This window comes from Variovorax cryoconiti (genome assembly GCF_051216395.1).
Lineage (GTDB): Bacteria > Pseudomonadota > Gammaproteobacteria > Burkholderiales > Burkholderiaceae_C > Variovorax.
The window spans coordinates 33,338-59,509 of record NZ_JBPJZI010000009.1 but is presented as its reverse complement, the minus strand read 5'-3'; the positions used below and the strand labels follow the sequence as shown (position 1 = coordinate 59,509).

Annotated in this window: 26 protein-coding genes; 9 read left to right on the top strand and 17 right to left on the bottom strand. The window is 69.9% G+C overall.

Annotation, left to right across the window (positions count from 1 at the left end; genetic code table 11):
* Nucleotides 1–57: 57 nt before the first annotated feature.
* Entirely contained in the window at nt 58–930 is an 873-nt protein-coding gene (locus ACSFA2_RS19965; RefSeq protein WP_435457071.1) for a hypothetical protein, read from the top strand.
* Between the two features lie 10 nt (nt 931–940).
* On the opposite strand, the gene ACSFA2_RS19960 is transcribed toward ACSFA2_RS19965, so the two are convergent.
* From ACSFA2_RS19960 to ACSFA2_RS19950, 3 genes are all read right to left on the bottom strand, one after another.
* A complete protein-coding gene (locus ACSFA2_RS19960) occupies nt 941–1,768 on the bottom strand; it encodes a DUF3047 domain-containing protein (protein WP_435457070.1) in 828 nt (275 codons plus the stop codon).
* A gap of 123 nt (nt 1,769–1,891) precedes the next feature.
* Nucleotides 1,892–2,320, bottom strand: coding sequence for a YchJ family protein (locus ACSFA2_RS19955; RefSeq protein WP_435457069.1), 429 nt, complete (start codon nt 2,318–2,320; stop codon nt 1,892–1,894).
* Between the two features lie 61 nt (nt 2,321–2,381).
* Nucleotides 2,382–3,197: an IclR family transcriptional regulator gene (locus ACSFA2_RS19950; RefSeq protein WP_435457068.1), complete on the bottom strand. Its 816-nt coding sequence runs from the start codon at nt 3,195–3,197 to the stop codon at nt 2,382–2,384.
* Between the two features lie 100 nt (nt 3,198–3,297).
* On the opposite strand from ACSFA2_RS19950, the gene ACSFA2_RS19945 reads away from it, so the two are divergent.
* From ACSFA2_RS19945 to ACSFA2_RS19930, 4 genes are read left to right on the top strand one after another with little or no spacing between them, the layout of a single operon-like run.
* The gene (locus tag ACSFA2_RS19945; protein WP_435457067.1) at nt 3,298–4,290 is read left to right on the top strand and encodes a Bug family tripartite tricarboxylate transporter substrate binding protein; all 993 of its coding nucleotides are present in this window, start codon (nt 3,298–3,300) and stop codon (nt 4,288–4,290) included.
* A gap of 36 nt (nt 4,291–4,326) precedes the next feature.
* On the top strand, nt 4,327–5,835 hold the full coding sequence (locus tag ACSFA2_RS19940; RefSeq protein WP_435457066.1) for a class I adenylate-forming enzyme family protein: 1,509 nt from the start codon (nt 4,327–4,329) through the stop codon (nt 5,833–5,835).
* Nucleotides 5,836–5,866: 31 nt separating this feature from the next.
* Entirely contained in the window at nt 5,867–6,646 is a 780-nt protein-coding gene (locus tag ACSFA2_RS19935; RefSeq protein ID WP_435457065.1) for a citryl-CoA lyase, read from the top strand.
* Nucleotides 6,643–7,467 (top strand): SDR family NAD(P)-dependent oxidoreductase, encoded by an 825-nt coding sequence (locus ACSFA2_RS19930; RefSeq protein ID WP_435457064.1) that lies wholly within the window; start codon nt 6,643–6,645, stop codon nt 7,465–7,467. The genes ACSFA2_RS19935 and ACSFA2_RS19930 overlap by 4 nt, the downstream gene beginning before the upstream one ends.
* Before the next feature lie 6 nt (nt 7,468–7,473).
* Here ACSFA2_RS19930 and ACSFA2_RS19925 read toward each other — a convergent pair whose 3' ends face one another.
* Genes ACSFA2_RS19925 through ACSFA2_RS19900 form a run of 6 tightly spaced genes read right to left on the bottom strand, consistent with a single transcriptional unit; the run spans nt 7,474 to nt 12,992 of the window.
* Nucleotides 7,474–8,604, bottom strand: coding sequence for an acyl-CoA dehydrogenase family protein (locus ACSFA2_RS19925; protein ID WP_435457063.1), 1,131 nt, complete (start codon nt 8,602–8,604; stop codon nt 7,474–7,476).
* Between the two features lie 46 nt (nt 8,605–8,650).
* A complete protein-coding gene (locus ACSFA2_RS19920) occupies nt 8,651–9,280 on the bottom strand; it encodes a pyridoxamine 5'-phosphate oxidase family protein (RefSeq protein WP_435457062.1) in 630 nt (209 codons plus the stop codon).
* An 11-nt stretch (nt 9,281–9,291) separates the two neighbouring features.
* Nucleotides 9,292–10,548: a glutamate carboxypeptidase gene (locus tag ACSFA2_RS19915; RefSeq protein WP_435457061.1), complete on the bottom strand. Its 1,257-nt coding sequence runs from the start codon at nt 10,546–10,548 to the stop codon at nt 9,292–9,294.
* 4 nt (nt 10,549–10,552) lie between these two features.
* Nucleotides 10,553–11,737 carry an acetyl-CoA C-acyltransferase gene (locus ACSFA2_RS19910; RefSeq protein WP_435457060.1) on the bottom strand — a complete coding sequence of 395 codons (1,185 nt, stop codon included), beginning with the start codon at nt 11,735–11,737 and terminating at the stop codon, nt 10,553–10,555.
* A 31-nt stretch (nt 11,738–11,768) separates the two neighbouring features.
* Nucleotides 11,769–12,533 (bottom strand): carbonate dehydratase, encoded by a 765-nt coding sequence (can, locus tag ACSFA2_RS19905; RefSeq protein ID WP_435457059.1) that lies wholly within the window; start codon nt 12,531–12,533, stop codon nt 11,769–11,771.
* Nucleotides 12,534–12,560: 27 nt separating this feature from the next.
* On the bottom strand, nt 12,561–12,992 hold the full coding sequence (locus ACSFA2_RS19900) for a MerR family transcriptional regulator (protein WP_435457058.1): 432 nt from the start codon (nt 12,990–12,992) through the stop codon (nt 12,561–12,563).
* Between the two features lie 153 nt (nt 12,993–13,145).
* On the opposite strand from ACSFA2_RS19900, the gene ACSFA2_RS19895 reads away from it, so the two are divergent.
* The 3 genes from ACSFA2_RS19895 to ACSFA2_RS19885 are packed head-to-tail and all read left to right on the top strand — an operon-like array spanning nt 13,146 to nt 17,178.
* Entirely contained in the window at nt 13,146–14,210 is a 1,065-nt protein-coding gene (locus ACSFA2_RS19895) for an MBL fold metallo-hydrolase (protein WP_435457057.1), read from the top strand.
* On the top strand, nt 14,207–15,526 hold the full coding sequence (locus ACSFA2_RS19890; RefSeq protein ID WP_435457056.1) for a leucine-rich repeat-containing protein kinase family protein: 1,320 nt from the start codon (nt 14,207–14,209) through the stop codon (nt 15,524–15,526). The genes ACSFA2_RS19895 and ACSFA2_RS19890 overlap by 4 nt, the downstream gene beginning before the upstream one ends.
* Nucleotides 15,527–15,540: 14 nt before the next feature.
* Entirely contained in the window at nt 15,541–17,178 is a 1,638-nt protein-coding gene (locus tag ACSFA2_RS19885) for a phospholipase D family protein (RefSeq protein WP_435457055.1), read from the top strand.
* Here the strand turns inward: ACSFA2_RS19885 and ACSFA2_RS19880 are convergent.
* From ACSFA2_RS19880 to ACSFA2_RS19870, 3 genes are read right to left on the bottom strand one after another with little or no spacing between them, the layout of a single operon-like run.
* Nucleotides 17,175–17,819: a YceI family protein gene (locus tag ACSFA2_RS19880; protein ID WP_435457054.1), complete on the bottom strand. Its 645-nt coding sequence runs from the start codon at nt 17,817–17,819 to the stop codon at nt 17,175–17,177. The two genes, ACSFA2_RS19885 and ACSFA2_RS19880, sit on opposite strands and share 4 nt — an antisense overlap.
* 29 nt (nt 17,820–17,848) lie before the next feature.
* Entirely contained in the window at nt 17,849–18,442 is a 594-nt protein-coding gene (locus ACSFA2_RS19875) for a YceI family protein (protein WP_435457053.1), read from the bottom strand.
* The gene (locus tag ACSFA2_RS19870; RefSeq protein WP_435457052.1) at nt 18,439–19,044 is read right to left on the bottom strand and encodes a cytochrome b; all 606 of its coding nucleotides are present in this window, start codon (nt 19,042–19,044) and stop codon (nt 18,439–18,441) included. Before ACSFA2_RS19870 ends, ACSFA2_RS19875 begins: the two co-directional genes overlap by 4 nt.
* A gap of 118 nt (nt 19,045–19,162) precedes the next feature.
* On the opposite strand from ACSFA2_RS19870, the gene ACSFA2_RS19865 reads away from it, so the two are divergent.
* A complete protein-coding gene (locus ACSFA2_RS19865; RefSeq protein WP_435457051.1) occupies nt 19,163–19,933 on the top strand; it encodes an SDR family oxidoreductase in 771 nt (256 codons plus the stop codon).
* Here the strand turns inward: ACSFA2_RS19865 and ACSFA2_RS19860 are convergent.
* The 5 genes from ACSFA2_RS19860 to ACSFA2_RS19840 all read right to left on the bottom strand — a co-directional run bounded on the left by ACSFA2_RS19860 (nt 19,921) and on the right by ACSFA2_RS19840 (nt 26,014).
* Entirely contained in the window at nt 19,921–20,985 is a 1,065-nt protein-coding gene (locus ACSFA2_RS19860; RefSeq protein WP_435457050.1) for a serine hydrolase, read from the bottom strand. The genes ACSFA2_RS19865 and ACSFA2_RS19860 overlap by 13 nt on opposite strands.
* Nucleotides 20,921–22,078, bottom strand: a complete 1,158-nt coding sequence (locus ACSFA2_RS19855; RefSeq protein WP_435457049.1) for a serine hydrolase — start codon at nt 22,076–22,078, stop codon at nt 20,921–20,923. The genes ACSFA2_RS19860 and ACSFA2_RS19855 overlap by 65 nt, the downstream gene beginning before the upstream one ends.
* Nucleotides 22,079–22,440: 362 nt before the next feature.
* A complete protein-coding gene (locus ACSFA2_RS19850; protein WP_435457048.1) occupies nt 22,441–24,270 on the bottom strand; it encodes an IlvD/Edd family dehydratase in 1,830 nt (609 codons plus the stop codon).
* Entirely contained in the window at nt 24,267–25,286 is a 1,020-nt protein-coding gene (gene denD, locus ACSFA2_RS19845; RefSeq protein ID WP_435457047.1) for a D-erythronate dehydrogenase, read from the bottom strand. The genes ACSFA2_RS19850 and denD overlap by 4 nt, the downstream gene beginning before the upstream one ends.
* On the bottom strand, nt 25,283–26,014 hold the full coding sequence (locus ACSFA2_RS19840; RefSeq protein ID WP_435457046.1) for a FadR/GntR family transcriptional regulator: 732 nt from the start codon (nt 26,012–26,014) through the stop codon (nt 25,283–25,285). Before ACSFA2_RS19840 ends, denD begins: the two co-directional genes overlap by 4 nt.
* Nucleotides 26,015–26,172 lie beyond the last annotated feature (158 nt).

The window sequence follows — 26,172 nt, the reverse complement described above, 5'->3', positions numbered from 1 at the left end:
CCGGCCCTTGTCGTCGGTGGCCTCGCGCCACCTTGTTCCCTGAAAACTGGAGTTGCCATGATCCGCACCCTTCGACCCCTGGTCCTCACCGCCTTCGTCGGCTCGTTGCTGACGGCCTGCGGGACCACCGGCCCCTCGGCGCCCGCCATCGACAACAGCGCCATCGGCCAGCCCGATTTCCGCGCGCACAAGACCACCTACGGCGTGGTCTACAAGCTGCCCAAGGACGTGAACGACGTGCTCGACGCACGCGTGTACCCGACGCTGCGGCAAGATCTGGTGCGCCTGGGCCTGCAGGCCGAAGCGCAGAACGTCAACATCCCGCACGTGACGGTGGTGCACATCCACAGCGCCGATCCGACGACGCCGCAGAAGATGCTCAAGGCGCTGCCCAAGCCGCCCGCGCCGATCCAGCTCACGCTGAAGAACTTCTACACGACCGAGGCCGCCAAGGACGCGGGCCGCCCGTGGTGGCTCGACCTCGGCATCGTCAAGACCGGCCCTGGCTTCGAGTCCCTGATGGCCTACAACACCGTGACCACCGCCGCCATGGCTCCGCTGCGCGACGGCCCGCTGCCGCGCGTGACCGGCCCGGTCTACGCCAAGATGGGCGACGCCGGCAAGGATCTGGTGAAGACGGTGGGCGTGAGCGGCGTGAACGTGCTGAAGGACGGCAAGGAACTGCGTTCGCACAACCCGCACAACACGCTGGTCTACAGCATGACGCCGTTCACGCCGGCGCTGCAGGCCTCGATGAACCAGGTGGCGGCCAAGTTCAACACCGTGCTGCCCAACGGCATCGACACCACCTTCCGCAACGTGTCGATCGTCGAGCTGGCGTTCTCCGGCAACGTGACGCGCGAGATCTACCGCGTGAGCCTGGTCGACGGCAGCGTGCTCGACGTGGCGACCGGCCAGGTCATGAAGTAGCCACGCCGGCTCAGGGCGCGTGCGTCGCCTGCATCTGCGGCACGGCCGGCGTGCCCTGCATGTCCAGATCGGAGAAGAAAGCGAGCCCGTGCCCTTCGGTGTTGTCGGCGTCGGCAGAGATGGCGACACCGACGATGTCGGGCTGCAGGCCGCCGGCCTCGTCGCCGAAGGCACGTTGGTAGTCGGCCAGCAGGTTGCGGCGCTCGCCGCGCCAGCTGTCGATGCCGGCACCGGCCGGGCCCGACTCGAGCACCAGCATGCGGATGCGCCGGGTGAAGGCGTTCGGCAGCAGCGTGCTCTTCGCCTCCTTCGCGTCCCACACGTAGCACAGCGTTTCGCTCGGCACGTCCTCGCCGGTGGCCGAACGCGCCAGTGCCAGACGGGTGCGTTCGCCGAAGGGCAGCCGGTCGGTCGGCAGCGCGAAGAAGACGCACAGCTTGGCCGCGCCGTCGTCGCCGCTGCGGCTGCGCAGGTCGGTGCCTTCGACGAAGCGCTCGACGCGCCAGCGCCAGGCGAGCGAAGCGGCGCCATCCAGCGCCACGCGCACCGGATGCACCAGGTTGCCGTAGGAGTCGTCGGCCTGGACCTTCAGCACCGACTTGCCGTCCTGCCGCACCACCTCGAAGCTGGTCGGGTTCTTGTGCGGCAGGGTGGTGAAGTGCCAGGATTCGGGCACCGCGCCAGGCGCGGCGCTCGAGAAGCTGGTCAGCCAGGCCCGGGCCGTGGCCTGTGCCTGCGCCGGGCCGGCCACGGCCCAGGCCAAGGCGCCGGCCAGCAGCCAGGCAAACCCCGACCACGCGCGGGGAAAGGACCGATTCGCCGGGGGTGCGGATGGCATGGGGCAGCTCCTGTGCCGTCGGACGGCTGGAAAGTGGCCAGTGTGCCGCGGCGCCGCAGGCAGATAAATACGCCGAAAGGAACCGCGGTGTCTCTCTCCTCGAGACAATGCCGCGCCGTCGTCCTACCCGGCCTCGCCGTCGACGTAGTACCAGCGCGCCAGCTCGCCGTCGGGCTCGCGCTGGAAGTTGCTGCGCTCGTGCAGCCGGCTGGCGGTGCCGGCGGCATCGCGCTGGCGGGCGACGAACTCGACCCGCGCATGGTCGGCGTCGAGCACTGAGCGCGAGCGCACGTCCAGGCCGAGCCACTTGGTGCCGGGCTCGAAGGTCAGCGCGGCCGGCCGGGTCGACGCATGCCAGGTGGCCAGCAGGTAGTCGGCCTGCTCGCGCACGAAAGCGGTGTAACGGGAGCGCATCAGCGACTCGGCATCGGGGGCCGGCGTGCCCGCGAAATCCTCGAGATAGCGTCCGCAGCACAGCGCGTACTGGAGCGGACGCGCACGCTGGTCGGTGCGTCCGCAGGGGCAGGGGCCGGGGAGTGGTTTGGTGCTCATCGAAGCCTCCATTGGAACACCTGCGGCGGCACGGCCGCCCGAAAGCGTGCGCTGGGGCCTCTCATGCGCCGTCCGGGAGCAGTTCGGCGAGGCTCTCGCGGATGGTCCGCGCGATGAGCTGCTGGCGCTCACGCGGCATGCGCGGCAGGGTCGACGCCACGCTGATGGCGGCCACCGGCTCGCCGCCGGCGTTGCGCACCGCCATGCCCGCCGCGAGCACGCCACGGGTGGCATGGTTGCCGATGACCGACCAGCCACGCTCCCGGGTGGCGCGCACCAGGATCCGCATCCGCTCGGGCGTCATGCCACCGTAGGCATGCAGCCGGGGCGCGTTGGCCGTGACGATGGCGTCGACCTGCGCGTCGGGCAGCGCGGCCAGCAGCGCCAGCCCGGCGGCCCCGACGCCCAGCGGCTGCTGCGTGCCCACCTGGATCACCAGCACCTGCACCGGGTGCGTGCCGACCTGCCGGGCGATGCAGTGCGACAGCGGCCCCTCGCGCACCACCGCGAAAGCCGCATCGCCGCAGGCCGCGCTGATGCGGGCCAGCACCGGCTGCAGCCGCACCGCCATGTTGGGCAGCGCGTCGGCCGGGGCCAGGGCCGCCACACGCGGGCCCGGCACGTAGCGGAAGCGGCCCTGCGGCGCGACGTAGCCGCGCTCGACCAGGGTGGCCAGCAGGCGGTAGACGGTGGCGCGCTCGAGGGCGGCCGCGCGGCACAGGTCGACCACGCGCACGCCGTCGCGGCCGCCCGCCAGCACCGCATCGAGCAGCTGCAGGCCGCGGCGCAAGGTGCGGCTGCCGGCGTCGTCGTCCGCGGCAACGGAGCGCAAAACGTCCGCTGAACGAACGTTTGAATTGGAGGTGCGCGCGGTCATGGCGAAGAATTTGGGCGTCGACGAGGTCATCGCCAGTGTGCCGCAGGCTCACCGCGGCGCAGCCCCGGGACATTCTCGATACACAAAAGGAGACATCGCCATGCGCCTCGAAGGCCCCCTCTCGCGCCGGCATCTGCTGGCCCTCGCGTCCGGCATCGCCTGCGCCACCGCCCTGCCGCTGCAGGCCCAGACCGACGCCTGGCCGACCCGCCCCATCAAGCTGGTGGTCGGCTATGCCGCGGGCGGCGCCACCGACGTGATCGCGCGCCTGGTGGCCGTGAAGCTGGGCGAGCGGCTCGGCCAGCCCGTGGTGGTGGACAACCGTGCCGGCGCCAACAGCAACGTGGGCGCCGAGGTGGTGGCGAAGTCGCCGCCCGACGGCTACACGCTGTACGTCTTCACCATCGCCAACACCATCAACGCGTCGCTCTACGCCCGGCTGGGCTACGACCCGCAGAAGGACTTCGAGCCGATCGGCCTGATCGCCAAGATCCCGAACATCCTGGTGGTCAACAACCACCTGCCGATCAAGAGCATCGCCGACTACCAACGCTTCGCCAGGGAATCGAAGGACGGCATCACCTTCGCGTCGTCGGGCAGCGGCTCGTCGATCCACCTGTCGGGCGAGATGTTCAAGATGCAGGCCAAGCTGAACATGCTGCATGTGCCCTACCGCGGCAGCGCCCCGGCCGTGACCGATCTGCTGGGCGGCCAGGTGCAGTCGATGTTCGACAACACGCCCTCGGCGCTGCCGCACGTGCAGGGCGGGCGGCTGCGCGCGATCGCCATCACGAGTGCCAAGCGCTCGCCGCTGCTGCCCGACGTGCCGACGGTGGCGGAATCGGGCTTCCCCGGCTTCGACGTCCAGTCGTGGTTCGGTCTGGCCGCGCCGGCTGGCACGCCCAAGCCCGTCATCGACCGGCTCAACGCCGAGCTGAACAAGGTGCTGGCCGCACCCGAGCTGCGCCAGCGCTTCCAGGACCTGGCGGCCTCGCCCGAGCCCGGCACGCCCGAGCAGATGCGCAGCTTCGCCGCGGCCGAGACCCAGCGCTGGCGCGAGGTCGTGAAGACCTCCGGCGCCAAGGCCGAATAAGGCCACCCGCACCCATCACCAGGAGCCTCCTCGCCCATGTACCCGATCGATTTTTTCTGGCGCGCCGCCGAGCGCTGGCCCGAGCGCATCGCCATCGACGCCCCCGAAGGCACGACGCGCTACGACACGCTCGCCGCGCGCGTCGCGGCGCTGGCGGCCGCGCTCGTCGCCATCGACCCGGCGCCGCAGAGCCGCGTGGGCATCTGCGCGAAGAACAGTGCCGAGCACATCACGGCGCTGCTCGCGGTGCTGGCCTGCGGCAAGGTGTGGGTGCCGCTCAACCCCAAGAGCACGCGGCCCGAGATCCGGCGCATCGTCGACGCGACCGCGCCGTCCATCCTGGTGCTCGACGGCGACTGCGCCGGGCTGCTCGACGGCGCACCGGGCGAGCGCATCCACACCCACGGCCCAGACGGGGATGGCACGCACACGGTGGCCGGCCTGGTGGCGCGCCATGCCGGCGCGGCGCGGCCGGTGTTCGCCCTGCCCGACGACGCCACGCAGGCCATCAAGTTCACCGGCGGCACCACCGGCGCGCCCAAGGGCGTGATGCAGCCCTACCGCGCCTGGATGGCGAACATCGCCAACCAGATCCATGCGTGGGGCTTCGACGAACACGAGCGCTACATCGTCGCCGCGCCGATCACGCACGGCACGTCGACCTACATCGTGCCGATCCTCGCGCAGGGCGGCTGCCATGTGGTGCTGGCCGAGGCCGGCGCCGAGGCGGTGCGCGCGGCGTTCCGCGAACGCGGCGGCACCGTGTGCTTCATGCCGCCCACGCTGGTCTACATGCTGATGGCGCTGCCGGGCGCGAGCCGTGCCGACTTCCCGCAGCTGCGCCGGCTGATCTACGGCGGCGCACCGATGCCGCCGGAAAAGATCCGCGAGGTGCGCGCCTTCTTCGGCCCGGTGCTGGGCACGACCTACGGCCAGACCGAGGCGCCGCAGATCCTCACCGTGATGCGTCCCGAGGACTTCGAGGACGAGCGCAACTGGGCCGCGGTGGGCCGCACCGCCTGGTTCAGCGACGTGGCGGTGATGGCGCCCGACGGCCGCCTGCTGCCGACCGGCGAAGTGGGCGAAGTGGTGGCACGCGGCGACCTCGTCATGACCGGCTACTGGCGCCTGCCCGAGAAGACGGCTGAGACCCTGATCGACGGCTGGCTGCACACCGGCGACCGCGGCCTGATCGACGCGCGCGGCTACCTCTACCTGAAGGACCGGCTCAAGGACATGGTGATCACCGGTGGCTTCAACGTCTACCCGGTGGATGTCGAGAACGCGCTGGGCCAACACCCGGCGGTGCACGAGTGCGCGGTGTTCGGCATCCCCGACGACAAGTGGGGCGAGACGGTGCAGGCCGCCGTGCAGCTGCGCCCCGGCCAGCAGGCGACCGAGGCCGAGCTGATCGCCTTCGTCCGCGAGCGGCTCGGCCCGGTGCAGACGCCCAAGCGCGTGCACTTCCACGACAGCCTGCCGCGCTCGCCCGTCGGCAAGGTACTCAAGACCGCCGTGCGCGAACAAGCCCTGGCCACCGCCTGACAACCTCTTTCACGAACACGGAGACATCCCCATGGCATCGACAACGAACCCGCCCGTCACGCGCCTGTGCACGCACACGCTCACCAGCCTGCACTACCGCGACGCCGACCTGGTCGAGGACCTGATGGGCAAGCGCACCTTCACCGAGGTGATGCTGATGCAGATCCTCGGCCGCACGCCGCGTCCGGTTGACCTGCGCATCACCGACGTGGTGCTGATCGTGCTGATGGAGCACGGCCTCACGCCCAGCGCCATCGCCACGCGGCTCATCTACATGAGTGCGCCGGAGAACCTGCAGGGCGCCGTGTCGGCCGGCCTGCTGGCGGTGGGCAGCTCCTTCGTCGGCACGATGGAGAACTGCTCGCGCCTGCTCGACCGGATCACCGCCGCGGCCGACCCTGCCGCCGAGGCGCTGGCGATCGCGCGCGAGCACAAGGCCACGAAGAGCGCCATGCCCGGCTTCGGCCACCACCTGCACAAGCCGGTCGATCCGCGCGCCTACAAGCTGCTCGAACTGGGCCGCGCCGAGAGCGAACTGGCGGGCGACAAGATCCGCGCGCTGGAGACGCTGTCGAAGGCGGTGGACGACGTAGCCGGCCGGCCGATCACCATCAACGCCACCGGCGCCGTGGCCGCACTGCTGGGCGAGATCGGCGTGCCGACGAACGTGATGCGCGGCTTCGCCGTGATCTCGCGCGCGGCCGGCCTGGTGGCGCACATCGTGGAGGAGCAGCAGAGCCCGTCGGGCCGCTTCATCTGGGACACGGTGGAGCACGCCATCCCGTACGTGGGCGAAGGCGGCAAGGCATGAGCAATACGCGCGCTCCGGCGCTGCCACTCGACCTGAGCGGTCGGGTCGTGTTCGTCGCCGGCGGTGGCTCGGCCGGCCCGGGCTGGAGCATCGGCCGCGCTTCCTGCGTCACCTACGCGCGCCAGGGCGCACGCGTGTGCGTGGCCGACCGTGACGCCGCCTCGGCCGAAGAGACCACCGCGTTGATCCGCGCCGAGGGCGGCGAGGCCGCGACCTTCGTCGGCGACGTGGCGCTGCCTGCGGAGGTCGAACGGCTCTTCGGCGAAGCCCGCGCGCACTTCGGCGGCATCGACGTGCTGCACCACAACGTCGGCATCGGCCAGACCGGCGGCCCGATGGAGACCAGCGCCGAGGATTTCGACCGCATCCACGCCGTGAACGTGCGCAGCCTGCTGCTGTGTTCGCAGCAGGTGCTGCCGGGCATGGTGGAGCGCGGTCGCGGGGCGCTGATCGCCATCTCGTCGGTGGCCGGCATGCGCTACATCGGCTACCCGCACCTGGCCTACAGCGTGACCAAGGCCGCCGTCACGCAGTTCACCCGCATGGTGGCGCAGCAGTACGCGCCACACGGCATCCGCGCCAACACCGTGGTGCCGGGGCTGATCGACACGCCGCGCATCGCCACCACGGTGGCGAAGATGTTCTCGGACGGCAGCCTCGACGACGCACGCGCCGCCCGCGCGCGCCAGGTGCCGATGGGCCGCATGGGCACGGCCTGGGACGTGGCGCATGCCTGCGCCTTCCTGGCCTCCGACGCGGCGGCCTACGTGACGGGCACCGAACTCGTCGTCGACGGCGGCATCACCGGAAAGTACGTCTAGCGGCGTTCAGGCCAGCGCGCGCTGGATCAGCAGCTTCTGGATGTCCGAGGTGCCTTCGTAGATCTGGCACACGCGTACGTCGCGGTAGATGCGCTCCAGCGGGAAGTCGTTGACGTAGCCGTAGCCGCCGAGCGTCTGGATGGCGGCGCTGCACACCTTCTCGGCCATCTCGCTGGCGAAGAGCTTGGCCATCGCGGCTTCCTTCAGGCAGGGCCGGCCGGCGTCGCGCAGGGCGGCGGCGTGCCAGATGAGCTGGCGCGCGGCCTCGAGCTGCGTCGCGCATTCGGCGAGGCGGAAGCCGACCGCCTGCTGGTCGAAGATCGATCCGCCGAAGGCCTGGCGCTCCTTGGCGTAGGCCAGCGCCACGTCGAAGGCGCTGCGCGCCATGCCCACGCTCTGCGCCGCGATGCCGATGCGGCCGCCTTCGAGCGCACCGAGCGCGATCTTGTAGCCCTCGCCTTCGGCACCGATCAGGTTCTCCACCGGAATGCGGCAGCCGTCGAAATTGATCTGCGCCGTGTCGCTGCTGTGCTGGCCGAGCTTGTCTTCGAGCCGGGCGACGTGGTAGCCGGGCGCATCGGTCGGCACCAGGAAGGCGCTCATGCCGCGCTTGCCGGCGCCCTTGTCGGTGACGGCGATGACGATGGCGACGTGGCCGTTCTTGCCGCTGGTGATGAACTGCTTGACGCCGTCGATCACGTAGGCGTCGCCGTCCTTGCGGGCGGTGGTGCGCAGGCTCGACGCGTCGCTGCCGGCCTGCGGCTCGGTCAGGCAGAAGGCGCCGAGCATCCGGCCCTGCGCCAGCGGCCAGAGCCACTGCTTCTTCTGCGCGGCGTTGCCGTAGCGCATGAGGATCGCGTTGACGGGACAGTTGGTCACGCTGATGGCGGTGCTGGTGCCGCCGTCGCCGGCCGCGATCTCTTCCAGCACCAGGGCGAGCGTGAGGTAGTCGAGGCCGGCGCCGCCGTCTTCCTCGGGCACGCAGATGCCGTAGGCGCCGAGTTCGGCCAGGCCCTCATGGGCGGCCTTCGGGAAGGCGTGCTCGCGGTCCCACGCGGGGGCGTGCGGCCACAGTTCCTTCTGTGCGAAGTCGCGCACCGCGTCGCGGATGGCTTCCTGGTCGGGGGTCAGCAGCATGGTGTGTCTCTCGTTCTTGTAGGTCTGATGTCGGCAGTGCAGCGGTTCAGCGCGACGGCGTCTGCTCGTCGGCCAGCTGCTGGCGGTAGCGCACCGCCATGTCGGCCGCCGGCTCCGGGGCTTCGGCCAGGCCCAGCTGGTCGTGCAGCATCTGGTTGAGCGACGGCAGCAGGTCGCGTGCGGGCCAGTCGGCCGGCTGCCACAGCTGCGAGCGCATGAAGGCCTTGGCGCAGTGCAGGTAGGCCTCTTCGACGTGGACCTCGATCACCAGCTTGGGACGCTGGCGTTCCGCGGCGAACGGATCGATGAACGCTGCCTCGTCACGCAGGCGCGCGGTGCCGTTGATGCGCAGCGTCTCTTCGAAGCCCGGGATGACGAACAGCAGGCCGATGCGCGGATCGACCAGCAGGTTCTCCAGCGTGTCGAGCCGGTTGTTGCCGCCGGAGTCCGGCAGCAGCACGGTGGACGGGTCGGTGACCTTCGCGAAGCCCGGCGCACCGCCGCGCGGCGAGGCGTCGAGCAGTTGACCCGACGGCCCGGCGCTGGCGACCACGCAGAAGGGCGACAACGTGATGAAGCGCGCGGCGTGCCCATCGAGGCGCGGGAGCTGCTTTCGCACCGCGCGCTCGCCGGGTTGCGCATAGAGCGCGCGAAGCTGGTCGCGTGTTTCGATCATCGTCTTGCTTCCTACTTTCCAGATCCCAAGTCCATGATCAGCCGCGCCGCCATGTAGAGCCGGCGCGGGATCGCGTCGATCATCACGTACTCGGCCTTGTCGCTGTGGTACCCGAAGCCCGGCAGGCCCAGGCCTTCGATCACCGGCTTGCCGGCCAGCGCGGCATAGGCTGCATCGGTGCCGCCGCCGCTGCGCTCGTCGACCTCGAGCGAACCACCGGCCTCGCGGTAGAAGGCGCTGGCCTTGTCGATCAGCTTGCGGCCCTCGGCGCCGGCGTTGAAGGCCGGGCGGCCGCGCGTGACGGTGAGCTTGACCTCGGCGGCCGGCAGCTTCTTCTGCTGGGCGCGTTCTTCCAGCGTCTTCAGCATGGCCTCGAGATCGTCGTTCTGCGCGTAGCGCACGTCGGCATTGACGGTGGCGCTGTCCGGGATGATGTTCGACACGGTGCCCGCCTTGGCCACCGTCCAGTTGAAGCGCAGGCCGCGGGCCTTGTCGTCGAGATCCATGGTGCGCAGCACCAGGTCCGACGCCTCGACCAGCGCATTGACGCCCGCCTCGGGCGCGGCGCCCGCATGCGAGGCCTTGCCCTTGATGTCCGCCTGCACGTAGGCGATGCCGGAGGTGCCGAGGTAGAAGCTCTCGCGCTCGGCGCTGGTGGGCTCGAAGGACAGCACGTAGTCGGCTGCGCGTGCCTCCTGCTGGATCAGGTCGCGCGAGCCGAAGGAACCCTTTTCCTCGTCGACGTTGAACAGCACGGTGATCGATGCGAAGTCACGGAAGCCGTAGGTCGTGAGCAGCTTCAGCGCATGCAGGATGACCGCGCTGCCGCCCTTGTCGTCGGCGATGCCCGGCCCGTAGGCCTTGTTGCCGTCGACGCGGAACGGCGCCTTCGCGAGCATGCCGCGCGGGTAGACCGTGTCCATGTGCGACAGCAGCAGCAGGCTCTTGCCGCCGCGGCCCTTGAGCCGGCCGACGATGTTGTCGCCGACCACGTTGCCCGCGGCCTTCTGCCGCGTGACCGTGAAGCCCAGTGCCTTGAGTTCCCCTTCCAGCAGCGCGCCCGCCGCGGCAATGCCCTCGGCATCGCCGGTGCCGCTCTCGATCTTGACCAGGCGCTCCAGCGTCTTCACGACCGCCGGCTGCTCGCTCGTGGCCGCATCGAACAGCACGTTGTCGCGCTTCTGCGCCCAGGCCGCGGGCGCGAACCCGGCGCTGCCCAGCAGCAGCGCGGTGGTCAGGGCGAGCGCGTTCTTCTTCGAAACGATCATGCGGTCAGACGAGTTCGATGGCGACGGCCGTGCCTTCGCCGCCGCCGATGCACAGCGTCGCGACGCCACGCTTCTGGCCGCGCGACTGCAGCGCGTGCATGAGCGTGACCATGATGCGGGCGCCGCTGGCGCCGATCGGGTGGCCCAGCGCGCAGGCGCCGCCGTGCACATTGACGATGTCGTGCGCCACGCCCATCTCCTTCATCAGCGCCATCGGCACCACGGCGAAGGCCTCGTTCACCTCCCACAGGTCGACGTCCTTCACGCCCCAGCCGGTCTTGGCGAAGAGCTTCTGCACGGCACCGACCGGCGCGGTCGAGAACCACTCGGGCTGCTGCGCGTGCGTGGCGTGGCCGACGATGCGCGCGAGCGGCTTGGCGCCGATCTTCTTGGCGTGCGAGGCGGTCATCAGGACCAGCGCTGCGGCGCCGTCGTTGATGGACGAGCTCGACGCAGCGGTGATGGTGCCGCCGTCCTTCTTGAAGGCCGGCTTGAGCGTGGCGATCTTGTCCAGCTTGACCTTGCCCGGGCCTTCGTCGATGGCCACCACCGTTTCGCCGCTGCGGCTCTTGACCGTGACCGGCACGATCTCGGCCTTGAACAGGCCATCGGTCGTGGCGTGCCTGGCGCGCTCGACGCTGGCGGTGGCGAAGGCGTCCTGCTGCTCGCGCGTGAAGCTGTACTTCGCGGCGCAGTCCTCGCCGAAGGTGCCCATCGAGCGACCTGGCTGGTAGGCGTCTTCAAGGCCGTCGAGCATCATGTGGTCGAAGATACGGTCGTGGCCCATGCGGTAGCCGCCGCGGCCCTTGAGCATGAGGTAGGGCGCGTTGGTCATGCTTTCCATGCCGCCGGCGACCATCACGTCGTGCGTGCCGGCCATCAGCATGTCGTACGACAGCATCGCGGCCTTCATGGCCGAGCCACACATCTTGCTGAGCGTGACCGCGCCTGCGCTGTCGGGCAAGCCGCCCTTGTAGGCCGCCTGGCGGGCCGGTGCCTGGCCCTGGCCGGCCATCAGGCAGTTGCCGAACAGCACCTCACCGACAACCGCCGGGTCGATGCCCGCGCGCTCGACGGCGGCCTTGATCGCGGCACCGCCGAGGTCATGGGCCGAGAGGGAAGCGAAGTCGCCCTGGAACGCACCCATGGGGGTGCGGGCGGCGCCGACGATGACGATGGATTCGGACATGCGGGTCTCCTTCGAAGTGAAATGAAATGACTCAGGCGGTGGGGGACATCGAATCGGCGGCACCGTCCAGCGCGGCGGGCTGCGACGGCGAACCTTCGGCCTTCGAGCGCGGCGCGATGGTCAGCGCCTCGCCCGGCTTGCTCCACTTGTAGCGGATGCGCTGAACCGCGGCCTTGTAGATGGCGTCGAGCGGCTTGCTGCCGTCGACCGACATCTGCAGGTCCTGCAGCAGGCCGTCGTGCACGCCGAAGCTCCAGCCGTGGATGCGCACCTTCTGGCCGCGGCTCCAGGCGTCGACCATCACGGTGCTGACGGCCACGTTGACCACCTGCTCGGCGACGTTCAGCTCGCACAGCGCGTCGACGCGCACCTCTTCGGGCAGCGATTCGAGCATGGCGATGTGGCGGTCGCGCACGTCCTGGATGTGGCGGATCCAGTTGTCGGCCAGGCCGATGCGTGCACCGCTGAGTGCCGCCTTCACGCCGGCGCAGCCGTAGTGGCCGACCACCATGATGTGCTCGACCTTCAGGTGCTCGACGGCGAACTGGATGGCCGACAGCGCGTTCAGGTCGGAATGGACCACGATGTTCGCCACGTTGCGGTGCACGAACACCTCGCCGGGCTCCAGGCCGGTGATCTGGTTGGCCGGCACGCGGCTGTCGGAGCAGCCGATCCACATGTACTTGGGCGTCTGCTGCTTCACCAGGCTGGTGAAGAAGCCGGGGCGGTCGCGCTCCATCTGGGCCGACCAGGCGCGGTTGTGGGCAAACAGGTCTTCGAGGGATTCGTTGGGCATGGTCGTTCTCGGCTTCGTTAGGTGCGCTCAGTGCGCACGGGTCTTTTTCGGGGCGCGGGGCGCCTTCGTGGTCTTCAGGGCGCGCGCCAGGGCGGTGCGCGCCTGCTTCTCCTGGGCCTGCACCTCGGCGAGGTTGGCCTGCAATTCGGCCATCTGCGCTTCGAGCTGCCCGCGGTGGACGCCCAGGACATGGAGGAACTTCTGCAACTGTGCCGCGGTATCGCGCGGGCTGTCGTAGATGTCGAGGATATCCTTTGCCTCGTCCAGGCTCAGCCCCAGCCGCTTGGCGCGCAGGGTGAGCGCCAGCCGCGTGCGGTCGCGCGCGCTGTACACCCGCTGCAGGCCGCCCGCGCCCGAGCGTTCGGGCGCCAGCAGGCCCTTGTCCTCGTAGAAGCGGATCGCCCGGGTGGTGAGCTCGAACTCCCGGGCCAACTCGCTGATGGAATAGGTCGATTGCATGGGCACGAAAAAAACGATGTTCCTGGTGCGTCCACCCTGGCGGGCCAATGGTCTTCGAGGGCCGTTGCGGGCGCGACAGCGGGCTTGGGCTGCGCTGCCTACAATGAAGGCCTCTCCTGTGACGTTGACGTTAACGTCAACCTCCAATCCTACATGAACCTCCTCGAACGCGAACTCCATTACCCGCTGGGCGACCAGTTGCCGGCGCCCGGCGAGACGATCGAGGTGGCGCCCGGCGTGCGCTGGATCCGCATGTCGCTGCCCTTCGCGCTCGACCACATCAACCTCTGGCTGCTGCACGACCGCATCGACGGCGTCGAGGGCTGGACGGTGGTCGACTGCTGCATCGACCGCGGCGAGGCGCGCGAGCAGTGGGAGCGCATCTTCGAGACGCAGCTGCAGGGCCTGCCCATCCTGCGCGTGATCGTGACGCACATGCACCCCGACCACATCGGCCTGGCCCACTGGCTGTGCGCGCACTGGAAGGCGCCGCTGTGGATGAGCGCCACCGACTTCTACGTGGCGCGCAACATGACCAGCGCCGGCGGCATGGACAACGCCGCGGGGGGCGACTCGGCAGCGCGCTTCTACGCGTCGCACGGGCTGGTCGACCCGGAGGCGGTCGCGAAGATCCGCGAGCGCTCCGGCTACTACCGCCACATGGTGCCCGCGCTGCCGAGCCAGTACGTGCGCCTGATGGAAGGCACCACGGTGCACATCGGCGGGCGCGCCTGGCGCTGCATCAGCGGCTACGGCCATGCGCCCGAGCACATCGCGTTGTACTGCGACGAGATCAACGTGCTGCTGGGCGGCGACATGATGCTGCCGCGCATTTCGACCAACGTGAGCGTGCACGCCGACGAGCCCGAGGCCGATTCGCTGCGGCTCTTCCTCGACAGCATCGCGCGCTTTCGCGAACTGCCGGCCGACGTGCTGGCGCTGCCCTCGCACGGCAAGCCCTTCACCGGCGTGCACCGCCGCATCGAGCAGCTCGAAGAACACCACCGCGACCGCCTGGCCGAGCTGCTGGCCGGTTGCCGCGAGCGGCCGCTGTCGGCGGCCGATGGCGTGCCGATCATGTTCAAGCGCGCACTCGACCTGCACCAGCTGACCTTCGCGATGGGCGAGACCATCGCCCACCTGCACCTGCTGTGGCATGCCGGCCAGCTGCGGCGTACGCGCGGCGACGACGGCATCTACCGCTTCGCCACCCGATGACGACCGGGCCGGAGGGGACCCTCGCGCGCCTGCGCCGCGGCGCCCTCGCCGGCACGCAGCGGCTCGACCTGCGCGATGCCGGGCTCACCGAATTCCCGCGCGAGATTTTTGCGCTGGCCGACACGCTGGAGGTGCTCGACCTGTCGCGCAACGCGCTCGACACGCTGCCCGACGACCTGTCCCGGTTGCACCGCCTGCGCGTGATCTTCTGTTCCGACAACCGTTTCACCGACCTGCCTGCGGTGCTGGGCCGCTGCCCGCAGCTCGAGATGGTCGGTTTCAAGGCCAACCGCATCCACACCGTGCCGGGCCATGCGCTGCCGGCACGTCTTCGCTGGTTGATCCTCACCGACAACGCGGTCGAATCGCTTCCGCCAGCGCTCGGCCAGCGCCCGCGCCTGCAGAAGCTGATGCTGGCAGGCAACCGCCTGAGCGCGTTGCCCGACACGATGGCGACCGGTAGCACGTCGCTCGAGCTGTTGCGCATCGCGGCCAACCGCTTCGGCGCCCTGCCCGACTGGCTGGGCGAGCTGCCGCGGCTGGCCTGGCTGGCGCACGGCGGCAACCCGCTGACCGCGGCGCGGGAAGCGCGCGCACTCGACGGCCATGCGCTGCCGGACATCGACTGGTCGCGCCTGGACACCGGGGCCGTGTTGGGCGAAGGCGCGTCAGGCGTGATCCAGCAGGCCGCGTGGCAGCAGCCCAATGGCACACGGCAACCGGTGGCGGTCAAGCTCTTCAAGGGCGCCATGACCAGCGACGGCTCGCCGTCGAGCGAGATGGCGGCCGGCATCGCCGCGGGCCTGCACCGCGGGCTGATCGGCGCGCTGGGCCGCGTCGTCGGCCATCCCGAGCGCGCGCAGGGCTTGGTCATGCCATTGATCGACCCGGCCTTCCGCGTGCTGGCCGGGCCACCGAGCCTGGACTCGTGCACGCGCGACGTCTATGCGCCCGACACCCGCTTCACGCCCGACGCGGCGCTTTCGCTGGCCGCGGGCATCGCGTCGGCCGCGGCGCACCTGCATGCGCAGGGCCTGATGCACGGCGACCTGTACGCGCACAACATCCTGCACGACGGCGCGGGCGGCGCGCTGCTCGGCGACTTCGGCGCGGCGTCCTTCCACCCGTCGCCGATGGCCGACGCGCTCGAACGCATCGAGGTGCGCGCCTTCGGCTGCCTGCTCGAGGAACTGCTCGCGCGCTGTGGCGCCGCCGACCCGGCACTCGGTGCGCTGCAAGCCCGTTGCGTGCAGCCGACGGTCGCGCTGCGCCCCGGCTTCGCCGAGATCAGCGCGCAGATCGACGCACGGCTCTGATACAAACGGCGCCGATGCCGCCGTCTGCCCTTCACGCCCCGAACGCCCGCGCCGCCACGGCATTGCAGCGCCTGATGCGCCGATGTGCCGCGGCTCTGCTCTTGCCGCTGCTGCTGATCGCCGGTGGCTGCGCGAGCCTGCCGGGCGGCCTGCAGGGCGCGCCATCCGCGGCGCTGGCCGCCTCGAACACCACGGCGCTCGGCCGCCTGGCGCTCGCCGTGCAGCCCGACCCCGACCTGAGCGGCTTCCGCCTGATGCCCAGTGGCGACTTCGCGCTGCACGCGCGGCTCGAACTGGCCCGGCGCGCCCAGCGCACGCTGGACGTGCAGTACTACCAGATCGAGAACGACGAGACCGGCCGCTACCTGCTGCGCACGCTGCGCGACGCCGCGGCGCGCGGCGTGCGGGTGCGCCTGCTGATGGACGACCTCTACACCTCGGGCGAGGACGAGTTGCTGCTGGCGCTGGCCGCGCACCCGAACGTGGAACTGCGGCTGTTCAACCCCTTCCCGGCCGGGCGCGACAGCATGAAGCAACGCTTCGCCGCTTCGCTGCTGGACTTCGGCCGGGTGCAGCGGCGCATGCACAACAAGCTGTTCATCGCCGACGGCGCCATGGCGGTGGCCGGTGGACGAAATATCGGCAACCAGTACTTCACGCGCACCGCCGGCGAGAACTTCATCGACCTCGACACCTTCGTGGCCGGCGCGCTGCTGCCGCGGCTGGGCACGCTGTTCGACCAGTACTGGAACAGCGACTACGTGCTGCCGGTGCAGGCGGTGGCGCGCACGGCGCTGTCGCCGGACGAACTGCGCGCGCGCTTCGAGGCGCTCACCGCGCCCGCCACCACGCCGCCGCCGCCGCGGCCCGCGCCGAACGACGTGCTGGGCTACAGCCCGATCGCCGAGGAGATCGATGCCGGCCGGCTCGGCCTGATCTGGACGCGCGCCGAGGCCTATGCCGATTCGCCCGACCGCGTGATCGGCAAGACCGCCTCCTACGGCGGCGTGCCGCTGCTCGATGTCGACAGCGTGCGCTACAACGTGGTCGAACAGATGCGCCGCGCACGCCAGGACATCGTGCTCAGTTCGCCCTACCTGATCCCCGGCCCGGCCGGGCTCGAGGTGATGCGCGAGGCGCGCCAGCGCGGCGTGACGATGAGCCTGGTGACCAACTCGCTGGCCGCCACCGACGAGCCGCTGGTGCACACCGCCTACCGGCGCTACCGCGCCGAGATGCTGCAGCTGGGCATCCGGCTGTACGAGCTGAGTTCGGTGCGCACGCGGCGCAGCGTGCGGCTCGGGCTGTTCGGCACGTCGACCGGGCGGCTGCATGCCAAGACGGCCGTGATCGACGGCCAGACGCTGTTCGTCGGCTCGATGAACTTCGACCCGCGCTCGGACGTGCTCAACACCGAGATCGGGCTGATCATCCGCAGCCGCGAGATGGCACAGCAGGTGATCAAGCTGCTGGAGGTGCTCAAGAACCAGGGCGCCTACCGGCTGCGGCTGGACGACGACCGCCGCATCGAATGGGTCAGCGACGAGGACGACGGCCGCGAAGAGGTGCTGCGCCAGGAGCCCGACTCGAGCCTCTGGGAGCGCCTCATGCTCGAGCTGCTGGCACCGCTGATGCCCGAGAGCCTGCTCTAGCGCGTCGGCGGTGCAAGGTTGATCGCCTCCACCTGCACCAGCAGCCGCACCTTGTCCTCGAAGCCGAAGTTCAGCCCCCAGGTCAGGCCCCAGCGGCTGCGCTCGATGGTGGTCTCGAAGTCGCCGCCGCACACCTGCCGGTTGATGAGCGGGTTCAGGTAGCAGTTGAAGCGGTCGGCCTTGAGCACGACGGGCAGGCTCTTGCCCATGAGCGTGAGCGTGCCGGGCACCTCGGCCACCTTGTCGCCCGTGAAGGCGATCTGCGCGGCCGTGAAGCGGGCCGTGGGGAAGTCGGCGACGTTGAAGAAGTCCTTGCTCTGCACATGCCGGTTGAGCAGGTCGACGCCGGTGTTGATGGAGCTCATGTCCATCACGATGTCGATCTTGCCGTTGCGGGCCGTGGCGTCGAGCGTCACCGAGCCGTCCTTGGTGCTGAAGCGACCGCGGTTGGTGGTGGTGCCGTAGTGGCCCATCTCGTAGTTGACGAAGGTGTGGGTCGGGTCGATCACGTAGCTGGCGTTGGGGACCGGCCCGCCCGAGGCCACGGCAGCCACCGGCGGCGCGGTGTACTCGGGCGCGGTCTGGGCGAAGGCCGAGGTGGCGAGCAGCAGGGCCGTACAGGCCGGGAGGCGAAGGTTCATGCAATGGCTTTCGATGGGGGCGACGTGGCTCAGAGGGGCCCGAGACCCGTGAAAAGAAGTTTGAAGCGAACCTGCACGTCGTTGGCGACGACCGAGGTGTCGGCCCACTCGCCCTCGCCGACCTGGAAGCTCAGGCGCTGCAGCACGAAGCTGCCGGTCGCCACCGACTGGCCGCCGCTCTGCGCGATGCTCACCGGCACCGTCAGCGGCTGCGCGCGGCCCTTGAGGGTAAGGGTGCCCGCCACGTCGAAGCGCCCGTTGCCCAGCGCCTTGATGCTGGCGGCGTCGAACCGGGCCGTGGGAAATCGGGCCACGTCGAACCACGGCGGCTTGGGCAACTCGGCATCGCTCATCGGCACGCCCAGGGTGGCACTGCCGATGTCGATCTGCAGGGCCACGGTGCCGCCTTCGGGCTTGCGTGGGTCGAAGGCCACCTGCGCGGCGAAACGCGTGAAGCTGCCGTCGACCGGCACGCCCATCTGCTTGCTTGTGAAGACGATCTGGCTTTGCGCAGGCAGCAGCGTCGCGGGCGGCTCGGCCAGCGCGGGGGCCCGCATCGCCAGGGCCAGCAACCCGGCCGCGACAGCATGCGCCATCACCCGGCCGAAGACGGCGACTCTCATGGGCTTTCCTTCTTGCGCGGTGCCGGCCACATGCGGGCCAGCAGACCGTCATGGTCGATGAAGTGGTGCTTCAACACGGCGGCCAGGTGCAGCAGCACCAGCCCGGCCAGCAGGAAGGCGCCGGCGCGGTGCAGCGGCCCGAACACCTGGTCGGCCAGGCCGCGGTCGACCGGCACGAAGTCCGGCAGCGGCCACACGCCGAACCACACGACCGGATAGCCCCGCGCGGAGGTGGCGGCCCAGCCCATCAGCGGCACCGCGATGAACAGCACATACATCGCGCCCAGCGTGGCCTGGTGGGCCCAGCGTTGCCAGCGCGGCATGGCCGCCTCGATGCGCACGCCCAGCGGCGGCGGCCGGTGCGCGAGGCGCCAGAAAAGGCGCAGCGCCGACAGCAGCAGGATGGTGACGCCCGCCCACTTGTGCCAGTTGTAGAGGCGCAGCCGCGTCATCGAGAACGGCAGGTCGACCATGTACAGGCCGACGAAGAACGAGGTGGTGAGCATCAACGCCAGCACCCAGTGCAAGGCCATGGCCACGCGGCCGTGGCGCAGGACGGAAAGGGTGGCATCGGCGGCAGGCATCGGCGGGGTCGGCAGCATGGGCCCAGGAAGAAGCATCGATCGTACCCGCGCAGGCCGGCGCGTGGCGCCTTGGTGACGGCGGCTGCCGGCAGCGGCCACTAAGCTGGCGCGGCACGCACCCACCCGGAGACACACCATGGACACCACCCACCTCTTCTCGCTCGAGGGCCGCACCGCGCTCATCACCGGCGGCTCGCGCGGCATCGGCCGCATGATCGCCGAGGGCTTTCTGGCGCAGGGCGCGAAGGTCTACATCTCGGCGCGCAAGGCGGCCGCCTGCGACCAGACCGCGAAGGAACTGTCGGCCTTCGGCCCCTGCGTCTCGCTGCCGGCCGACGTGTCGACCGTCGAAGGCGCGCATGCACTGGTCGCGGCTTATGCCCAGCACGAGGAATCGCTCGACATCCTGGTCAACAACGCCGGTGCCGCCTGGGGCGCGCCCTACGACGAGTTCCCCGAGAGCGGCTGGGACAAGGTGGTCGACCTGAACATGAAGGCGCCCTTCTTCCTCACGCAGGCGCTGACGCCGATGCTCCGCAAGGCCGCGACCGACCACCTCGCCAAGGTGATCCACATCGCATCGATCGACGGCCTGTCGGTGAACCCGTGGGAGACCTACTCGTACGCCGCGAGCAAGGCCGGCCTCATCCACCTCACGCGGCGCATGGCGCTGCGGCTGGCACCCGACCGCATCGCGGTGAGCGCCATCGCCCCGGGCGCCTTCGCGTCGGACATGAACAAGGAAGCGCGCGACCACGGCGACGAGGTCAAGGGCCGCATCCCGGCCGGCCGCATCGGCACGCCGGAGGACATGGCAGGCGCGGCGATCTTCCTGGCCTCGCGCGCTGGCGACTACGTGATGGGCTCCACGCTGGTGGTCGACGGCGGGGCCGCCTACGGGCGCTGAGCCTTCGCCTGCAGCACGTTCGCCGTGATGGCGCGGCCGACGCGCTCGAACACCTTGCCGGCCTCCTTCTGTTCGTCGAGGCCGGCGGCGCAGGCGACGACCACGATCGCGTCGCGGCCGCCGCTCCCGGGGTTGATCACACCCGAGTGGCAGGCCGTTCGGTACTGCGTGCCGGTCTTGTGGATGAAGCGCACGCTGCGCGGCAGGCCGGCCTGCAGGCGGTAGTTGGTGAAGACGTCGATCTTCATGTCCTTGAAGATGCGCTGCGTGCTCTGTGGCGACAGCAGCTCGCCACGCACCAGCTTCTCGAGCAGGCCGCCGTAGGCCACCAGCGTGGCCGAGTTCGCCCCCGTCTTGTAGTAACGCGCATACGCCTCGTCGATCGTCTTCGCCTGCAGCGCCGACGCCGGCACGCCGAGCGCGCGCCGCACTGCGTCGACACGCTGCGGACCGAGCGGGGCGGAGGCCACGCGCACCAGCTGGTCGTTCGTCAGCTTGCGCGCATCGGGATGGATCTCGGCGTACACGTCGTAGCGCACCTGCGCCAGCGACGTGAGCCGCTTGAGGCCGTCGGCGCCCATGGCGGCGCGCGCGCTCTCGTTCATCCGGTCCTCGCCGACGATGCGCACCAGCATCGTGGCGGCCGTGTTGTCGCTGTCGACGAGCATGCGGTTGAGCAGGAAGTCGATCGTCATCGGCGTGCCGACCGGTCGCCACACCAGTTGCCCGGCCTCGATGCGGTCGGTGGGCTCGAGCTTGCGCGTGTCCGACAGCTTCAGCCGGCCGGCATCGACGGCCTGCAGCGTGGCGATGGCGATCGGCACCTTGGCGGTCGAGCCGAGGTACCAGAAGCGGTCGGCGCCATAGGAAAAGGCCTCGCCGCCGTTCAGCCGCTTGACGTACACGCCGAGCGTGCCCGGCGAATCGCGGTCGATGCCTTCAACCGCACGCGCAAGCGCATCGGACCAATCGGCGGCACGCGCCGCATCAACGCTCAGCAGGAACGGCAGGCAGGCGATCAGCGCCCGGAAGCACAGGGCAGGACGACGCATGGGTGACCCCTTCGTTGAGCAGGCCGGACCTGCAGATGGCGGCCCCGACTTGCGCCAGGGCCATTTCGGAACGTTCGAGCGACGGCTCGTCGCGCGTGCAGGCGACGACCAGAATGCGGCGCGGAGTCGACGCGGCGGCCTGCGTGCGAATGAGCCCGCCGTCGCAGATGCGGCCACGCTGCGTGCCGGTCTTCTGCGCGAAGCGCACGTCTTTGGGCAGGCCCAGCTGGATGCGGCGCTTGCCGGTGACGACGCGTTCCATCATCGCCAGCAGGTAGCCGGTGTAGGTGGGCCGCAGCGCCTTGCCGTCGACCAACGCCTCGAGCAGCTCGCCGTAGGCGTCGAGCGGTGCGGCGTTCAGGCCGCTCGCGTAGTAGACGGCGTAGGCCGCGTCAAGGCTGGGCTGGCGGAATTCGGCGACGGGCGTGCCTGTGAGATGCGACAGCAGCTTGAGCCGCTCCGCATCGTTCGCCTGACGGCGCAGCGCGAGCAGGTCTCGCCCTTCGAGCCGCTCCGCACGCGGCGTGAGCTGCCCATAGATCGCGCGACGCACATCGGACAGGCGCGTGATGCGGCCGAACCGGCCGGGCACCAGCGACTCGACCACCGCATTGACCTCGGCGATGCCCACCAGGTCGATCAGCATGTCGCTCGCGGTGTTATCGCTGTAGAGAATCATCTGCTCCAGCAGCGCGCGGATGCGCACCGAGGCGCCCACCGGCCGGTGGTTGGTGCTGCCCGCGCCGTCGACGTAGTCGGACGCGCGAAGCGTCACCGGCGTGTCGAGCGTGAAGTCGCCGCGCTCCACGCCGCGCAGCACGGCGATGGCGACCGGCACCTTGACCATGGAGGCGAGGTACCAGCGCTGCGTGGACTTGTGCGACACGGTCTCTCCCGTGTCGAGGTCGCGCACATAGACGCCGATGCGGGCCGAATGGTCGGCGTCGATCTGCGAGAGCGAAGCGGACAGGCGCGTCGCCCAGGGCGAAGGCGCCGATGTCTGCGCCGTGCCGACGCCGTGGAGGCCCAGCGAGAGCACGGCGGCGACGGTCAGTCGGCGGCGAGGAAAAAGAGTCTGCAGGATGGAAGTCACTGCGTGACCTTGCCGCAAGACGGCGGCGGGTCACCGATGAATGCGCCTACATCGCTTGCAGGCGGATGCCGGGGATTCTTGGACTTCGCGCTGGGATCAGGGCGCCACGGTGCACTGCTCCGCGAATGTCCCCCGGCCTGCGGCCTCCTCCTTTATTTCGCTGCGCAGTACACCGCACCGCCCTGATCCGGGTAGCGGCGGTGGTGCCCCCCTGAACACCTACAGCGCGTCCCCGGGCCGCGGGTGGTGGATGGCCCCTGCAGCGAAGTCAAGGAGGAGCCGCAGGCGGGGGACATGAGCGGAAGGGGCCACCCGCCGCCCGTGGCCCGCGCCCCACCACGCAGCCAACGAAACAACAAAAATCAGTGGTTGTCCCGCGGCACCCCAAACGTCGCATGGATCTTCTGGTACTTCACCGCCGGCTTGAGCACCATGCCTTCGGACAGCTCGTCGACCACGGCGCGCTGGATCTCCTGCCACGGCGTCTGACTCGGCGGGTAGGGGTATCCGCCGGCGGCATCGAGCTTCGCCCGGCGCTTGGCCAGCTCGTCGTCCGACACCAGCATGTTCGCCGTGCGCTTCTTCAGGTCGATGCGCACGCGGTCGCCGGTGCGCAGCAGCGCCAGTGCGCCACCGGTCGCGGCTTCGGGCGAAGCATTCAGGATCGACGGCGAGCCCGAGGTGCCCGACTGCCGGCCGTCGCCGATGCACGGCAATGCGGTGATGCCCTTCTTCAGCAGGTAGCTCGGCGCGCGCATGTTCACCACCTCGGCCGCGCCGGGGTAGCCGACCGGGCCGACGCCGCGCATGAAGAGCACGCTGCGTTCGTCGATCTTCATCTTCGGGTCGTCGATGCGCGCGTGGTAGTCCTCCGGCCCGTCGAACACCACGGCCGTTCCCTCGAAGGCCATCGGGTCGTTGGCATCGTTGAGGTAGCGCGCCTGGAACTCCGGCGTGATCACGCTCGTCTTCATGATGGCCGAGTCGAACAGGTTGCCCTTGAAGTTCAGGAAGCCGGCGTTCTTCTTCATCGGCTTGGCGTACGGGAAGATCACCTTCCGGTCTTCGGTGAAGCGGCCTTCGCAGTTCTCGACGATCGTCTTGCCGTTGGCCGTGAGCGCGGGCTGGATCAGGCCCTTGGCGATCAGCTCGGCCACCACCGCCGGCACGCCGCCGGCGCGGTAGTAGTCCTCGCCGAGGTATTCGCCGGCCGGCTGCATGTTCACCAGCAGCGGGATCTTGTAGCCGTACTTTTCCCAGTCGGCCGTGTGCAGCTCGACGCCGATGTGGCGCGCGATCGCGTTCAGGTGGATCGGCGCGTTGGTCGAACCGCCGATGGCCGAGTTCACGATGATCGCGTTCTCGAAGGCGGCGCGGGTCATGATGTCCGAGGGCTTCAGGTTCTCGCGCACCATCTCGACGATGCGCTTGCCCGTCATGTACGCCATCTCCTGGCGGTCGCGGTACGGCGCGGGGATCGCGGCGCTTCCCGGCAGCGTCATGCCGAGCGCTTCGGTCAGCGAATTCATCGTCGACGCGGTGCCCATGGTGTTGCAGTGGCCGGTCGACGGGGCCGAGGACGCAACGAGTTTCAGGAAGCCCTTGTCGTCGATCTCGCCGGCGGCGAGCAGCTCGCGCGCCTTCCACACGATGGTGCCCGAGCCGGTGCGCTCGCCCTTGTACCAGCCGTTGAGCATGGGGCCGGAGTTGAGCGCGATGGCCGGGATGTCGACCGTGGCGGCCGCCATCAGTTGCGCCGGTGTGGTCTTGTCGCAGCCAGTGGTGAGCACCACGCCGTCGATCGGGTAGCCGTAGAGGATCTCGACCAGCGACAGGTACTGCAGATTGCGGTCGAGCGCGGCGGTCGGGCGCTTGCAGGTCTCCTGGATCGGGTGGATCGGGAACTCGAAGGCGATGCCGCCCGCATCGCGAATGCCTTCCTTCACGCGCTCGGCCAGCACGATGTGGTGGCGGTTGCAGGGCGCGATGTCCGAGCCGGTCTGCGCGATGCCGATGATCGGGCGGCCCGACTGCAGCTCGTCGAAGCCCAGGCCGTAGTTCATCGTGCGCTCCAGGTAGAGCGCGGTCATGTCGGTGTTGGCCGGGTTGTCGAACCAGGCCTGCGAGCGCAGTTTCAGTGCGCCCGCAGGCTTCTTGGGTTGGCTGCGGGGCGTGGGGCTTTTCTTTTTCACAGGGAGAGTCCCTTCAGGGTTTGATCGGCGTTCGGCTGCGCCTTGCAGTCGTCGATGTACAGCCGAATGATGTCGGCGAAGTTGTCGTGCGGGTGCAGGCCGAGCCGGCCGGCACGCACCGCGGTCGCACCGCTCGGCCAGTTGGCCACGATGCCGGCCACGCGCTCGTCGCGCTCGAAGCGCACCAGCGCGCGCACCTTGGGGCCGGCGACTTCTTCCAGCGCGTCGAGCATGTCGGCCACGCGCACGTTCAGGCCGGGCAGGTTGAGCGCGGTGCGGCCGACGAAAGCCTCGCGCGTGGCTTCGTAGACGGCGATGAGCCCTTCGACGGTGCGGGTGGGCGAGGCCATCGGGTGTGACACGTCGGGCGACACCGGGCAGATCGATTCCATGCCCGCCAACGGCTCGCGGATGATGCCGCTGAAGAAGGACGAGGCGGCGCCGTTGGGCTTGCCGGGGCGCACCGTCACCGTCATCAGGCGCGCCGCGCGGCCGTCGAGGTAACCCTTGCGCGTGTAGTCGGCGATGAGGTGTTCGCAGATCAGCTTCTGCGTGCCGTACGAGGTCTGCGGCGTGGGCAGCGTGTCGTCGGCCACCAGCTTGGGAAAGGGCACGGCCGGGTCGGGCCCGAACACCGCGACCGAGCTCGAGAAGACGAAGCGCGTCACCTTGCCGCCGGCGTTCACGTGGGCGCGCAACGCGTCGAGCAGCGCGCGCGTGCTGTCGAGGTTGGAGCGCAGGCCGAGGTCGAAGTCGGCCTCGCATTCGCCCGATACGGCCGAGGCCAGGTGGAACACGCCGTCGAAGGCCTCGGTCTTCAGGGCGTCGGTCTGCGTCAGCAGCGGGCCGGTACGGGCCTCGACGCGCGGGTCGGCCACGAGGTCGGCCGGTGGCGGTGCGATGTCGGTCAGCACCAGGCGTTCGATGCGCTGGCCGTCGAGGGTGCCGCGGGCCAGCAGGGTGCGCGCGAGCCGCGCGCCGAGAAAGCCGCCGCCGCCGGTGATGAGTAGTTTCATGGGTCAGTCTCCTTTGAGGTTTTTCGTTTGCGGCGCCCCGAGATGACGCCGCCTTCGACCAGCCGCTGCTCGCCATGCAGGATGTGGTGCGTGGCGCAGCGGCGGGCTTCGTCCGGGTCGCGCGCGGCGATGGCCTCGACGATGGCGCGGTGCTCGTGCTGCACCGCTTCCATGAAGTCGAGCCGCCGCGCTTCGTTGCCGCGCGTGATGCGCATGCCTTCGCGCAGGTACTGCTCGAGAAAGCCGAGCAGCAATCGGAACTGCGGGTTGCCGCTCGACTCGCCGATGACGCGGTGGAAGGCCAGGTCTTCGGCCACGCCGTCCTGGCCGGCCGCGACTGCGGCATCGATGGCCTTGAGGGCGCGCCGAAGCGATGCGATCTGCGCACGCGTGGCGCGTTCGGCCGCGAGCGCGGCGATCTCGCCTTCGAGCACGCGGCGCACCTCGACCACGTGCACCACGGCCTGCACCGAATCGAGCACCGTCGGGTCGAAGGCCAGCGGCTGGTGGGTGGGCGTCTGCGCCACGAACACGCCCGAGCCCTGCCGTGACACCAGCAGCGCACGCGAGCGCAGCTGGTGCACCGCCTCGCGCACGACCGTGCGCGACACGCCGTGCGCGACGGCGAGTTGCTGTTCGGTGGGCAGGCGGTCGCCGGGCCGCAGCGCACCGGAATCGATCTGGTCGCCCAGGCGCTGCGCGAGGCGATCGGACAGCCGATCCGCCATGAGGCGGAGCGGTTCGGCGGAAGGGCGGACAGGAGAGCGGTTTGCCTGCACGGCAGCGGAGTTTTGGCGCACGGTTATCGGGTGATCATACAAATCACCGGGGGTTTTCTCCTACCGGTTTGCCCTGATACCGGTTGCATGAGAGCGGCAGATACTGC

Excerpts from the sequence above, each read along its gene's own strand:
- ACSFA2_RS19965 (WP_435457071.1), top strand. The coding sequence starts at position 58 with ATGATCCGCACCCTTCGACCCCTGGTCCTCACCGCCTTCGTCGGCTCG.
- ACSFA2_RS19960 (WP_435457070.1), bottom strand. The coding sequence starts at position 1,768 with ATGCCATCCGCACCCCCGGCGAATCGGTCCTTTCCCCGCGCGTGGTCG.
- ACSFA2_RS19955 (WP_435457069.1), bottom strand. The coding sequence starts at position 2,320 with ATGAGCACCAAACCACTCCCCGGCCCCTGCCCCTGCGGACGCACCGAC.
- ACSFA2_RS19950 (WP_435457068.1), bottom strand. The coding sequence starts at position 3,197 with ATGACCGCGCGCACCTCCAATTCAAACGTTCGTTCAGCGGACGTTTTG.
- ACSFA2_RS19945 (WP_435457067.1), top strand. The coding sequence starts at position 3,298 with ATGCGCCTCGAAGGCCCCCTCTCGCGCCGGCATCTGCTGGCCCTCGCG.
- ACSFA2_RS19940 (WP_435457066.1), top strand. The coding sequence starts at position 4,327 with ATGTACCCGATCGATTTTTTCTGGCGCGCCGCCGAGCGCTGGCCCGAG.
- ACSFA2_RS19935 (WP_435457065.1), top strand. The coding sequence starts at position 5,867 with ATGGCATCGACAACGAACCCGCCCGTCACGCGCCTGTGCACGCACACG.
- ACSFA2_RS19930 (WP_435457064.1), top strand. The coding sequence starts at position 6,643 with ATGAGCAATACGCGCGCTCCGGCGCTGCCACTCGACCTGAGCGGTCGG.
- ACSFA2_RS19925 (WP_435457063.1), bottom strand. The coding sequence starts at position 8,604 with ATGCTGCTGACCCCCGACCAGGAAGCCATCCGCGACGCGGTGCGCGAC.
- ACSFA2_RS19920 (WP_435457062.1), bottom strand. The coding sequence starts at position 9,280 with ATGATCGAAACACGCGACCAGCTTCGCGCGCTCTATGCGCAACCCGGC.
- ACSFA2_RS19915 (WP_435457061.1), bottom strand. The coding sequence starts at position 10,548 with ATGATCGTTTCGAAGAAGAACGCGCTCGCCCTGACCACCGCGCTGCTG.
- ACSFA2_RS19910 (WP_435457060.1), bottom strand. The coding sequence starts at position 11,737 with ATGTCCGAATCCATCGTCATCGTCGGCGCCGCCCGCACCCCCATGGGT.
- can (WP_435457059.1), bottom strand. The coding sequence starts at position 12,533 with ATGCCCAACGAATCCCTCGAAGACCTGTTTGCCCACAACCGCGCCTGG.
- ACSFA2_RS19900 (WP_435457058.1), bottom strand. The coding sequence starts at position 12,992 with ATGCAATCGACCTATTCCATCAGCGAGTTGGCCCGGGAGTTCGAGCTC.
- ACSFA2_RS19895 (WP_435457057.1), top strand. The coding sequence starts at position 13,146 with ATGAACCTCCTCGAACGCGAACTCCATTACCCGCTGGGCGACCAGTTG.
- ACSFA2_RS19890 (WP_435457056.1), top strand. The coding sequence starts at position 14,207 with ATGACGACCGGGCCGGAGGGGACCCTCGCGCGCCTGCGCCGCGGCGCC.
- ACSFA2_RS19885 (WP_435457055.1), top strand. The coding sequence starts at position 15,541 with ATGCCGCCGTCTGCCCTTCACGCCCCGAACGCCCGCGCCGCCACGGCA.
- ACSFA2_RS19880 (WP_435457054.1), bottom strand. The coding sequence starts at position 17,819 with ATGAACCTTCGCCTCCCGGCCTGTACGGCCCTGCTGCTCGCCACCTCG.
- ACSFA2_RS19875 (WP_435457053.1), bottom strand. The coding sequence starts at position 18,442 with ATGAGAGTCGCCGTCTTCGGCCGGGTGATGGCGCATGCTGTCGCGGCC.
- ACSFA2_RS19870 (WP_435457052.1), bottom strand. The coding sequence starts at position 19,044 with ATGCTGCCGACCCCGCCGATGCCTGCCGCCGATGCCACCCTTTCCGTC.
- ACSFA2_RS19865 (WP_435457051.1), top strand. The coding sequence starts at position 19,163 with ATGGACACCACCCACCTCTTCTCGCTCGAGGGCCGCACCGCGCTCATC.
- ACSFA2_RS19860 (WP_435457050.1), bottom strand. The coding sequence starts at position 20,985 with ATGCGTCGTCCTGCCCTGTGCTTCCGGGCGCTGATCGCCTGCCTGCCG.
- denD (WP_435457047.1), bottom strand. The coding sequence starts at position 25,286 with ATGAAACTACTCATCACCGGCGGCGGCGGCTTTCTCGGCGCGCGGCTC.
- ACSFA2_RS19840 (WP_435457046.1), bottom strand. The coding sequence starts at position 26,014 with ATGGCGGATCGGCTGTCCGATCGCCTCGCGCAGCGCCTGGGCGACCAG.